Source organism: Lysinibacillus sp. BNK-21 (assembly GCF_048684915.1).
GTDB lineage: Bacteria > Bacillota > Bacilli > Bacillales_A > Planococcaceae > Lysinibacillus > Lysinibacillus capsici.
In genome coordinates this window covers 2950035-2961780 of sequence record NZ_JBLQTS010000001.1, presented here as the reverse complement: position 1 = coordinate 2961780, position 11746 = coordinate 2950035, and the positions used below count along the sequence as shown (strand labels likewise).

At 37.0% G+C, this 11746-nt stretch carries 12 protein-coding genes and 2 riboswitches; of the genes, 8 read left to right on the top strand and 4 right to left on the bottom strand.

Annotated features, from left to right (window positions below; translation table 11 throughout):
• Nucleotides 1-31: 31 nt before the first annotated feature.
• Entirely contained in the window at nt 32-796 is a 765-nt protein-coding gene (pgeF, locus tag ACMGGO_RS15225; RefSeq protein WP_048389906.1) for a peptidoglycan editing factor PgeF, read from the bottom strand.
• 157 nt (nt 797-953) lie between these two features.
• On the opposite strand from pgeF, the gene ACMGGO_RS15220 reads away from it, so the two are divergent.
• The 4 genes from ACMGGO_RS15220 (at nt 954) to ACMGGO_RS15205 (ending at nt 4627) form a co-directional block, all read left to right on the top strand.
• Nucleotides 954-1583 carry a hypothetical protein gene (locus ACMGGO_RS15220; RefSeq protein ID WP_016995451.1) on the top strand — a complete coding sequence of 210 codons (630 nt, stop codon included), beginning with the start codon at nt 954-956 and terminating at the stop codon, nt 1581-1583.
• Between the two features lie 231 nt (nt 1584-1814).
• Nucleotides 1815-2423 (top strand): CAP domain-containing protein, encoded by a 609-nt coding sequence (locus ACMGGO_RS15215; RefSeq protein ID WP_281216728.1) that lies wholly within the window; start codon nt 1815-1817, stop codon nt 2421-2423.
• Between the two features lie 300 nt (nt 2424-2723).
• Nucleotides 2724-3704 carry a VanW family protein gene (locus ACMGGO_RS15210; protein ID WP_112117692.1) on the top strand — a complete coding sequence of 327 codons (981 nt, stop codon included), beginning with the start codon at nt 2724-2726 and terminating at the stop codon, nt 3702-3704.
• A gap of 98 nt (nt 3705-3802) precedes the next feature.
• Complete coding sequence (locus tag ACMGGO_RS15205) at nt 3803-4627, top strand: methyl-accepting chemotaxis protein (RefSeq protein WP_048389914.1); 825 nt, start codon at nt 3803-3805, stop codon at nt 4625-4627.
• A gap of 46 nt (nt 4628-4673) precedes the next feature.
• Here ACMGGO_RS15205 and ACMGGO_RS15200 read toward each other — a convergent pair whose 3' ends face one another.
• The 3 genes from ACMGGO_RS15200 to ACMGGO_RS15190 form a co-directional block, all read right to left on the bottom strand.
• Nucleotides 4674-5291 carry an HAD-IA family hydrolase gene (locus ACMGGO_RS15200; RefSeq protein WP_420282017.1) on the bottom strand — a complete coding sequence of 206 codons (618 nt, stop codon included), beginning with the start codon at nt 5289-5291 and terminating at the stop codon, nt 4674-4676.
• A 241-nt stretch (nt 5292-5532) separates the two neighbouring features.
• Complete coding sequence (locus tag ACMGGO_RS15195) at nt 5533-6309, bottom strand: YibE/F family protein (protein WP_054550737.1); 777 nt, start codon at nt 6307-6309, stop codon at nt 5533-5535.
• Complete coding sequence (locus tag ACMGGO_RS15190) at nt 6306-7430, bottom strand: YibE/F family protein (RefSeq protein ID WP_054550738.1); 1125 nt, start codon at nt 7428-7430, stop codon at nt 6306-6308. Before ACMGGO_RS15190 ends, ACMGGO_RS15195 begins: the two co-directional genes overlap by 4 nt.
• Nucleotides 7431-7650: 220 nt before the next feature.
• A riboswitch (FMN riboswitch) is annotated at nt 7651-7776 on the top strand.
• Nucleotides 7777-7892: 116 nt separating this feature from the next.
• Nucleotides 7893-8018: riboswitch (FMN riboswitch) on the top strand.
• 199 nt (nt 8019-8217) lie between these two features.
• Between ACMGGO_RS15190 and ribE (ACMGGO_RS15185) the strand changes: the two genes are divergently transcribed.
• From ribE (ACMGGO_RS15185) to ACMGGO_RS15170, 4 genes are all read left to right on the top strand, one after another.
• Nucleotides 8218-8856: a riboflavin synthase gene (gene ribE / locus ACMGGO_RS15185; protein ID WP_257961396.1), complete on the top strand. Its 639-nt coding sequence runs from the start codon at nt 8218-8220 to the stop codon at nt 8854-8856.
• A gap of 24 nt (nt 8857-8880) precedes the next feature.
• Entirely contained in the window at nt 8881-9510 is a 630-nt protein-coding gene (gene ribB / locus ACMGGO_RS15180) for a 3,4-dihydroxy-2-butanone-4-phosphate synthase (RefSeq protein WP_420282016.1), read from the top strand.
• 15 nt (nt 9511-9525) lie between these two features.
• Nucleotides 9526-10008: a 6,7-dimethyl-8-ribityllumazine synthase gene (gene ribE, locus ACMGGO_RS15175; protein ID WP_131519707.1), complete on the top strand. Its 483-nt coding sequence runs from the start codon at nt 9526-9528 to the stop codon at nt 10006-10008.
• A gap of 138 nt (nt 10009-10146) precedes the next feature.
• Nucleotides 10147-11586 (top strand): spore germination protein, encoded by a 1440-nt coding sequence (locus ACMGGO_RS15170; RefSeq protein WP_066037652.1) that lies wholly within the window; start codon nt 10147-10149, stop codon nt 11584-11586.
• Nucleotides 11587-11746: the final 160 nt, after the last annotated feature.

The window sequence follows — 11746 nt, the reverse complement described above, 5'->3', positions numbered from 1 at the left end:
AAGACCCATTCGATAAGAAGGGTCTTTGCTGTTATTGTGTTTTTCGCATAATAAAGCTTAAATGTCTTCCAGCTTGTTTATCTTGACGATAAGAAAAGCCATCGGGACTAAGGAATGTACAGGTTTCATCAATTTGTATTTGATTCACTGGAATACCCGCAAGCTCACATTGCTTTTTGACTGTCTGCTGATTATCAATATGGTATTTTTTCGTTTCTGCATTGTAATACATAAATTCTTCGGCATAACCAAGACTGTGGAATTTTTCATATACATCTGCGTCTACCTCAAATTTCTGCTGACTCAGTGCCATACCGATTTGAACATGAAAGTCCTCAGGTCGACACTGTTCTTCATTCATAAGATGCTGAAACAGTTTGGGTGTTATTTCTTTGACTGTTCCTTGCCATCCCGAATGAATCACACCGACGAGTCCATTCACAGCATTATAAAAAATAACGGGCACGCAATCTGCTGTAAAACTACATAATAGTAAGTTAGGCTCAAGTGTATAAAGCGCGTCTGTATTCTTCACCGCTGTATCCATTTGCGCAGCTCCTCGTCCTTGATCGGCTAATGTGACTTTATGAAAGTTCGCACTATGTGTTTGCTCTGTACAAATAAAATTTTGTAAATCACAGTTCAATGTCGCAGCTAAATGCTGACGATTGTTAATGATAGCTTGAACATCATGGCAACTATGCAAAGCCATATTATTGTGTTCAATCTCCATCTCATCTTTTAAGGTCGTTCCTGCGATAAATTGCTCATTATCTATATACATTTTTATTTTCATTTAATCACCTCGTTTTACTATATAGGATCGCTTGTGGAATGTATAGGTTGCCGTTTTTTACTATTTAGCTACTCCTTTACCCGTCTATCAAACTTTTAGACATAAAGAATCGATTTCCTCATATAGTAGAAGGAATGCTAGAAAGGGGGGAGCGTGAATGTTGAGTGAACAAGACATATTATTAATTTGCCAAGTAGGAATGGGTCTTTTTTGGATTTTTACATATATACTTGTTATTTACAAAGGATGGCAAGATAAAACCTATGGCATGCCTATGGTCGCTATTTGTGCCAATATTTCATGGGAATTTATCTTTGCCTTTTTCTACCCACAAAATGACCTGCAACGCTATATTACGCTGATTTGGTTTGTATTGGATGTCTTTATTTTGATGCAATTTTTACGTTATGCTCCAAATGAATATCGAAAGATGCTATCAAAAAAGCTATTGTATTTCTCCTTTTTGATCACGTTAATCTTTAGCATGCTGATCATTTTAGGTATAGTCTATGAATTTCAAGATTTCGAAGGAAAGTACGTAGCATTCTTTCAAAATCTTATGATGTCAGGTCTATTTATTGCTTTACTCTTGCAAAGAGGGAATTTAGCTGGTCAATCCATGGGGATTGCAGTTTGTAAGATGGTGGGTACATTATTTGCAGCGGTTGGCTTTTATCTATACTTCCGCACACCTTTAATTACCATTATTTCTGTAGCAACGCTCTTTTATGATTGGCTCTATATTCTCTTAATTTATCGATTACAGCGTAAGCAATTAGCAAAATAGGATATTTTGTGCAGCAATTGATCACTGAATCTATTAGTAATGTATGCCAATTACAAACATATTGCAACTTGATGACAATTCCAATGGGAAAGAATAGCGAGAGAAAGGGCTTTAACTAAACATATGGCGAGCTTGTCATACAATTGTAAAAATCCTTCCAAATATTTTGTGATGATTATGGCTCAGAAACTATTTACGATAATGGTAGAGCAATTAGGAAGGGTGATTAACATGTTTAAAAAAATAAAAAAAGTAGCACTAGCTTCAGTAGTAGCAACTTCATTATTAGTGCCAGTTGCGGCACTGGCCGCCGAATCCTATACAGTGACATCTGGTGATACTCTATGGAAAATAGCATTAAAAACAGAAACGGGTGTACAGGAATTAATTGATGCCAACCCACAACTCGCTAACCCAAATCAAATTTCTCCAGGTCAAAAAATTAACGTCCCTGTAAAAGAACAGGCAACAGTTGAACAAGAGGTTGTGAAACTTGTCAATGCAGAACGGGCAAAAGCAGGTCTTCCAGCATTGCAAGAAGATTGGGAGCTATCAAGGGTTGCTAAATATAAGTCGCAAGATATGCAGGATAAAAATTACTTTGACCACACAAGTCCAACATATGGTACACCTTTTACCATGATGAAAAACTTCGGTATTACGTATAAATCTGCTGGTGAAAATATCGCGAAGGGCCAACGCTCTGCACAGGAAGTTGTAACGGCCTGGATGAACAGTGAAGGACACCGTGCCAATATCCTTAATAAAAGCTACACACATATTGGTGTAGGCTATGTACAGGAAGGTAATTACTGGACACAAATGTTTATTCAAAAATAAAAAAGAAAGAGTATCTATTGGCTTTTGTGATAGCTAGTAGATGCTCTTTTTCGCGTTAAATTCTAAAGTATACCGTATTGGAAGCGTATATTACTTCTTCTAGAATTAATCCCCCTAAATCATTAAAAGGTTAATTAAGTACAAGAATACACATCAAACTATCTTTAGATATGTCAGGCTAAGGATAATGTAGCGTGTTTTTGCTATCTTGACAAATAAAAATAACCAAAAAACAACACACTATGAGCAATAGACGAATAAGATGTCTCTGTAGTATGAAGATAGAGGTGGTGTTTATGGTTGAAAAAGAAGTGGTTAGCTACATGTTGCGTTATCTGTATGACGGGTCTCGTAGGTTGTGAAAAAACAGCAGTCCCTGATAACAAGCTAGAACAAGAAATTCAACAACGTGAGGAAATACAGCAACCTGTTACATATGAACAAGAACAAATGATTGATCCTATTGTAGAGGTTGTTGATCCAACTACGAGTAAGGTATTTAAAACAATATCTCCAAAGGAATTTGGCTTCGATACGGACCCACAAGCCTATCAAAAGCATATCGAACAATTAGCAAGGGAATGGGCGAGAGGAACGGACACATCAAATGGCTATGATCAGCGTATGATGCTTGATCGATTGGATGAAAACGGGCAAGTGATCAAAGGGAAGCCGCAAATCATTTTAAAGGAAAGTGAGCTAGTGGAGCGTATTATCGAAGCTTCTGCGACTGGCGGTCAGGTAGAAATGCCGCTCTATATAACAGAAAGTGGCTATTATTTTGAGGATCTTCCTTTATTAGAGGAAGTGGTTGTTGCATCTTATACAACTTATTTCAATCGTGCTGATTTAGGAAGAAATAAAAATATTGAGCTCTCTGCTAGAGCCATTCATAATGTGATTGTAGGCAGTGGCGATTATTTTTCTTTTAATACAATTGTAGGTCCAAGAGATGAGGCAAATGGCTATCAACCCGCACCTGAAATTATTAATAAGAAGGTAGTCATGGGAATTGGTGGTGGAATTTGTCAAACTTCTTCAACCTTGTTTAATGCAGTAGACCAAATTCCCGTCAAATATGTTGAGCGCCATCATCATTCGTTAGATGTAGGATATGTCCCAAAAGGAAGAGATGCTACGGTTTCTTATGATACGTTAGATTTTAGGTTTCAAAACTCAAATGATGTACCATTTTTAATTAAGGCAAGTTATGGAGAGAATTCTCTAACAATTGAAATTCGAACGGCAGAAAAATATGTAGAATTATTGAAAAAATCATAATGTTGTAAGGAGACACCACTGGACGTTGGTGTCTTTTTTCGGATCGCATGCTATAGTTAAATTGATACAGTTCAGAAAATTTTAGGGGGAAAAAGACAATGCATCCTAAACTACAAGCAACTATTGATTCGATTGATTTATACCAAGCAACTTACCCAGAGGATGCTTGTGTCATCGTGGCAGATACGGAAAAAGTGCTTGCCTACAAACCAGGAAAAAAGGTTGACTTAAAAGTTGGGGTTGGTGACCCAGTACATAAATATCGAGGTACAGCAACAGAAATAGCGTTAAGTTCAGGGAAATTTGTGAAAGAGGAGCGTAGCGCAGAAGGTTTTGGTATGGCCTATATCGCCTCTGCCCAGCCTATTTTTGAAGGAGGACGTATTATTGGCGTAGTAAGTGCCATTATTTCCAACGAAAAAATGGATAGTATGCGTCTATTGGCAACTGAGCTTTCGAGTGCTGTAGAAGAAATGACAGCTACAAATGAAGGATTAGCCACTGCCAGTAAGGATGTATCCAATCGTTTGGAAGAGCTATCTAATTTCGCGGAATCGATGACAGGCGATATTGAACAAATTAATGTGATTGTCCATTTAGTAAAAGATTTAGCTATGAAATCGAGAATTCTTGGTCTAAACGCATCGATAGAAGCAGCACGTTCAGGTGAGCATGGGCGTGGCTTTGCGGTGGTCGCTTCTGAAATACAAAAAATGTCCCAGAGTAGTACAGAAAGTGCTGATAGCATAACTGTGCAACTAGAAAATATTAAACAATCCATCGATCAGGTCAATGCATCAACAAATCAAATTGCTGCGTTTACACAGCAGTTTGCTGCGAGTATGCATGAATTAACAGATGCCTACAAAGGGGTTAATAGTACAGCAGAAAAGCTAATGCAAATTAGTGACATCAAAGGATAGGCATATAAAAAGGATAATAGACAAGTGCTATTATCCTTTTTCATGATTAAATGATCTCTAAAATTTCCTGTGGTGTTGAGACACTGTATTCAGGTTCGTCATTTTGCACGACTTCTTTGGCATCATAACCCCATTCCACCCAAATAATTGGTATACCGGCTTTCTTACAAGCAACAATATCCCTTTGCTCGTCTCCAATGTATACGACGTTAGACGAGTCGACATTTGCTTCCTTTAAAAACTTTTTCATTACTTTGTCCTTACCAAAAATGCGGTTGGAGCAAAGTACATCTGTTACACAATAAATACCGTTCATTTTAAGAAATTCTAAAATATTCTCTTTAGAGTTTGAGGAAATAATCAGGATTTTATAGCCTCTTTTATCAATCTCTATTAATAGTTCCTTCATTCCTTCAAAAAGATGAACATCATTTAATGATTGACGATACAATTTATAAAATTGCGGTAAAATCATAGGCAACTTATACATTGGAAAGTCGAATAATTTACTGCGTTCTGAAATTGATAATTTTTTTAATGTATCAATTTCCTTTAATTCAATGCCTTTAAATTTATATTTTTGGGCTAAAGTATTCCATGCTGAGGCAAACACAGCAGTAGAATCTGCAAGCGTCCCATCAAAATCAAAGATAATATGCTTCATTGCAAACTTTCTCCTTTTTCATCTCGTTGTATTGACGTTCTATGCTAAAAAAATGTTACATGGAATGGGCATCTAGTATTCTTGAAATAACAACCATTTTGAGCGTACGTAAACATCTTATGGTAAATATTATCAGAAAATACGGCGATTGCAATGAAAATAGTACAACAAAAGGAGGTGTCTCAAAAATCCATTGAGACACCTCGACATTATTGTGTTTTATGATAGGTACTGGTAATTTTTATAAAAGTTTTTCTGTTTTTTCGCGTGTTCGAATTAAATAAAAGGCATTGATGCAGGCGGCAATCGGAATAATCAATGCAATGCCGATTCCTGCACAAAAAATGGTTGTCATTTCGGCACTAAAAACCTTGGAGTTAACAATTTCCCCAATCGAATAGGAGAGGTCCTTGAACCAGATTAATAAGCTTAAATAGCCACCAAAGAAAGCAAAAAATAACGTATTGGTATCGGTTCCTAATATATCTCTTCCTATGCTTAAGCCAGCTGTAAATAATTTTTTTCTACTAATCGAAGGATTGCGATAAAAAATCTCATGCATAGAGGTAGCGATGGAAATGGCTACATCCATAATGGCACCTATCGTACTCATAATGATGACTGATGCACCAATCTGCACAAAATTAACACCAATGTAGAGAGAAAAGATGCTGATTTCTTCAGTTGATTCTTCGCCAAACCCTTGGATCATCGACTTTTCCGTTACAAAGGTAATAAAGAGTAGTAACACACCTATCGTCACCATCGTCGAGATAAAGGCTGTAATGGTTTTACTGTTTGTTTTATTGATATAGAAAAGACTAATACAGCTAATGACCGTACAGGCAATAAACGTCAAGATGATGGGGCTATTTTTAGGGTTTGTCATTAAAAAAATGGTGACAAAGAGCACACCAAAGTTTAGGAATAAAGAAAGAAATGAGCGTATCCCCTGTCTACCGCCGACAAGTACCATTAACACGAATAATATAACTGCTAATAAGACGACAACATTCATCCTTGAACCCTCTTTCGATTAATGAAAAATATAGCGGTATACTGACTGATAGGAATCGTAAGGACAACACCAATACCCCCTGCTAAGGCACGGGCTAATTCTAAAGAAAGATTTAAGGACAATGTAAGCCCTAATGTGGAAGAATTTTTTAAATAGAGAATAATCATAGGTATGGAGCCGCAAAGGTAGGCAAAGAATAAGATACTTGTAATGGTACCCATAATATCTTTACCGATTTCATGTCCCGAAGATTTCAGAGCCTTGACAGAGATTGTAGGATCTTGCTCGTATAAAGCAAAAATTGAGGAAGCCATTGTAATAGAAACATCCATTACTGCCCCAAGTGAGCCAATAAATAAACCTGCCATAAAGACAGTACGATAAGGACGTGTTAAAAATTGCATTTCTTCATAACGAAGACCATTTTCACCTGTCAACCACATTACAATAGAGCTTATGATAAGCGCTATAACAGTGCCTAAAAGTGTGGACACGATGGCTACATATGTTTTTGTATGCAATCCACTAATAAGTAGTAGCGAAATAATCGTAAATAGCAGGGCGCAAATGCCGCTGACTAATAACAGGCTTACGCCCCCATGCTTCACATAAAGATCTAATGCGAATGATAAAATCACAGCATTGACACTCAAACTAATGATAGAAAATAAGCCTTGTCTTTTACCTACAATAAGTAGGGCAAAAATAAAAATCCATGCAATCATTACCATGGTTTGATCTCGTTTTAAATCGAGAATGGTTCCTGTTAAAACAGATTGTGTTGTGCGATCATCTAGCGTGACAAAGATTTCATTGCCTACATGGTATTCTTGATCAAAAGCACCAGACGAAGAATAGTCATTCGTCAAATGAATGGATTGCCCCTTATGCTGACCATTTTTGATAATGGCCATAATCTCCTGTGTAAACAAAAAATCCTCATTTTCATACATATCTGTCATCGGTTCTGATGCTGTTACATCCACTTGCGTTATTTCCGCTATCGGTCGATCATAAAATTGTTCGTTATGATGTACGAAAACGATCGAAACCCCACAACAGAGTGCTAATAGGGCATAGAAAATAGCTTGTTTAAAAGGTATATTTTTAAAAAATGTCAAGTAAATGACCTCCAAACTGCTAGACTGAATAGTCACTTGTAAAGGAACGTTTTTTTGATTAAGAAGTTCCATAAACAGGTTAAATGTCATCATTTTAATAACATCTTTTACATTTTTCAAGTCGAGTCAAAGCTGTTTAAAATTTATGCTTCGAAAAAAATTTAAAAAGAAGGATGGATAATATAATAAAATAGTGTTATCGTAAGATTAGCTAAATAAAAATATTCTTCGGGGTAGGGTGAAATTCCCGATCGGCGGTGATGAAGCAATTCAAAGTCCGTGAGCGCAAGCTGATTTGGTGCAAATCCAAAACCGACAGTTACAGTCTGGATGGGAGAAGGGTAAAAATGCGAACTTTTTAAATTGATTCTAATTTAGAAGGTTTATTTGACTATGCATTTATTACAAAACTTCCCAATCATCTTGTGGGAAGTTTTTTTATTTAGCCACAATCGAATAGAAGATGTTCTTCGGGGTAGGGTGAAATTCCCAATCGGCGGTGATGAAGCAATTCAAAGTCCGTGAGCGCAAGCTGATTTGGTGCAAATCCAAAACCGACAGTGATAGTCTGGATGGGAGAAGAACGAGTGAGATGACAGTCTATGAAAAAATTGTTTTCAAATAGGCTTATTTGTTGATGTCTTATACTCCCAAAACCCCTTTGATGTAAAGGGGTTTTTATTTTTTATTGCTAACGAGAGAAGGGAGAAGGATAAGGCACAAAAACAGGTGGATCAACTTTAAAAGTTAAGGATAGAAGTGCTAATAAAGTAGAGTAGGTGATGGAATGTTTACAGGACTTGTAGAGGATATTGGTATCATAAAAGCCGTGCAAAGCGATCGGGACAGTATGAAAATTACGGTTCAATCAGCCAAGATAACGGAGGATGTCAAGCTTGGTGACAGTATAGCGGTCAATGGAGTTTGTTTAACGGTGACAAATTTCACACAACAGCAGCTTACGATGGATGTTATGCCTGAAACAGTCAAAGCAACAAATCTACAGCAGCTGGCAATAGGCGATTCTGTTAATTTGGAGCGTGCCATGCCTGCTAATGGACGATTTGGTGGCCATTTTGTTGCTGGTCATGTTGATGGAGTCGGCAAAATTTTGCGAAAACGTCCAGTAGCAAACGCCGTTTATATTGATATCGAAATGTCAGAGGAACTAACCAACTTTTGTATTCCAAAGGGTTCCATAACAATTGATGGCACAAGCTTAACCCTTTTTCATGTTGAAGCCAAGAGTGTCACAATTTCACTTATTCCTCATACTTACAAAGAAACCGTTTTAGGTATGAAGAGGGTTGGAGCAATCGTTAATATCGAAACCGATTTAGTTGGAAAATACATTATAGGGCAATTAAAAAAGGGGCAAACAACGCCAGCTATTACAAGAGATTATTTAGCACAACATGGTTTTTAAATCACAGAATAGGAGTTGATCATCGTGCTACATTCAATTGAAGAAGCCATAGAGGATTTAAGGCAGGGCAATATGATTGTGGTGGTTGATGATGAGGATCGAGAAAATGAAGGAGATCTTCTGGCACTCGCTGAATTCATCACACCAGCAACAATCAACTTTATGGCAACCAATGGTAGAGGTTTAATTTGTACGCCGATTTCGCAGCAGCTTGCACAAAAGCTAGATTTATATCCAATGGTTCAGCACAATACAGATAACCATCAAACCGCATTTACGGTAAGTATCGATCATGTAGAAACAACGACAGGGATTAGCGCCTTTGAGCGTGCGCTAACGATACAAAGAATGATAGAAAAGCAAGCTAAGCCAACTGATTTTCGTCGACCAGGCCATATTTTTCCGTTGATTGCGAAAGAGCAAGGCGTGCTGGAACGGAGAGGGCACACGGAGGCCACTATTGATCTAGCGAAGCTTTGTCATAGCGTACCTGCAGGTGTTATTTGCGAAATTATGGGTGATGATGGGCACATGCTTCGGTTTGAAGAACTAACAAAGTTTGCTGCACATCATGGCTTAAAAATGATCTCGATAGAAGCATTGGTTGCTTATCGTAAACAATTATCCACTAATAAAACTAAAATTTCTATGTAAAAAGGAGAAGGAACAATGGGTCAAACATTTGAAGCACAATTAATTGGAACGGATTTGAAAATTGCAGTAGTAGTGGGTCGTTTTAATGAGTTTATTACTAGCAAATTATTGGATGGGGCAATGGATGGTTTAACTCGTCATGGGGTTAATTCTGCATCTATTGATGTTGCATGGGTGCCAGGAGCTTTTGAAGTTCCTTTTATAGCCAAACAACTGGCAGAAACGAAGAAATATGATGCTATTATTGGTTTAGGTACTGTTATTCGTGGCTCTACAACACACTATGACTATGTTTGTAATGAATCGGCAAAAGGCATTGCCAATGTGTCATTGTCAACGAATGTACCTGTTATTTTTGGAATTGTTACTACTGAAAATATTGAACAGGCAATTGAACGTGCAGGAACAAAATCTGGTAATAAAGGCTATGATGCGGCAATGTCTGCAATTGAGATGGCAAATCTAAAGAAAATGATTGGATCAGGACAATTTGAATAGTCTTCACAACATTTGTTTCTTTGAATATTTTGAACAACCATGGGAAAAATATGCTTAAGTGTATTTATTGAAGGTGATTGTTTTCATAAATGTACTAATCTTGAGCTGGCTCAGTAGGAGATGAGAAGTATTTCATCAATGGAACAAATTAATTTGAAAATGTTGAAATCACTATTTCAACGCTCTGCTGATGTGATTTTCCAACAATATAATTTTCAGCAATATACAGTACATTTGATAACTTGTGATGCAATGGTCAATGAGCAAATACTTCAAACTGTGGTTGTTCAACGTGTTCAATCTTTGTTAAGCAATGTCACTGAGGACATGCTAGAGAAAGAAATTGAACAGCATTTACACATTCCCTATTTACAAAAGATTTTATCGAAAGAGGATGCGGTAACTAGGGTCTATAAAGGCCATGTTTTACTGTATTTTGAAGAAAATCAATTACTTTATTCTAGTGATATTTCAAAAAGACCCAATCGAGAGCCTGGGGAAACAACATTAGAACTAGTAGTAAAGGGACCTAGAGATGACTTTATTGAAGATGTTTTTACTAATATTGCTTTATTAAGAAAACGATTACCGACTAATTCTTTTAGTGTAGAGACATTAGAAATTGGTAAGCGTTCTAAAACAACCGTAGCCATACTATATATGGAAGACATTGTGAATTTAAATATGCTAGAACAAATTCGACTTCAATTACAAAAAATTGATACGGATATTGTTATCAATGGCGACTTATTAATGGAAAAAATTGAAAAGACAGCGACAATTCTTCCAAGACATGATTATACAGGAAGACCTGATTTTGCTATGCAGGCGTTAATTAGAGGAAGAATACTCTTAATGATTGATGGTGTGTCCTATGCCATAATTACACCTACAAATATTATGTTGCTCTTTAAATCGGCAGAGGATAATGAGTACCCACTCATTGTTAGCTCGATGGAACGATTACTCAGAATTGTCGGTATATTAATAAGTATGCTACTGCCAGGTTTTTGGCTTGCATTGACGACTTATCATCAAGAGCAGCTTCCGTTTCTTCTACTTGCTACGGTTGTAGAATCGAGGTCAGGATTGCCCTTTCCAACCATTCTAGAAATTTTAATGATGCTATTTATGTTTGAATTGTTTCGAGAGGCTAACTTGCGCCTTCCTAGTGCAATCAGTGGCTCAGTTAGTGTGGTAGGGGGACTAATTATTGGGGATGCAGCGATTAAAGCAGGTGTTACAAGCCCCTCAATGATTGTTGTGATTGCCATTTCCAGTATCGCTGCATTTACATTGGTCAATCAATCCTTTGTGACGGCTATGAGTATTTTTCGATTAATCATTATTATGGCTTCGGCGTTTTTTGGTTTATTTGGTTTTTTTATATCCGTGTTTTTCATCCTTTTATACACTGCGAATATGAGAGTCTTGGGAGTGCCATACGTAAACTTTAGTGCCGATTTTGAAAAGGGCAATATACGTAAGTCCCTATTGCGACTATCTCCAAAGGGCTATAGTAAACGACCTACCTTTCTTAAGCCGCAAGATCAAACACGGACTTCAAGTAAAAAATAAGCATATTGTGATGAGATCAGGTATTGTTGATACCTGATCTCAGACTGTAGACAAAAGCCATCGAGAGGTTCACTCTCGATGGGCTTTTGTCATTTTTCTTCCTATTTTATCTTTAACATTTGATAATATACTACCAAATTCAACATACTCTTCGAGCATA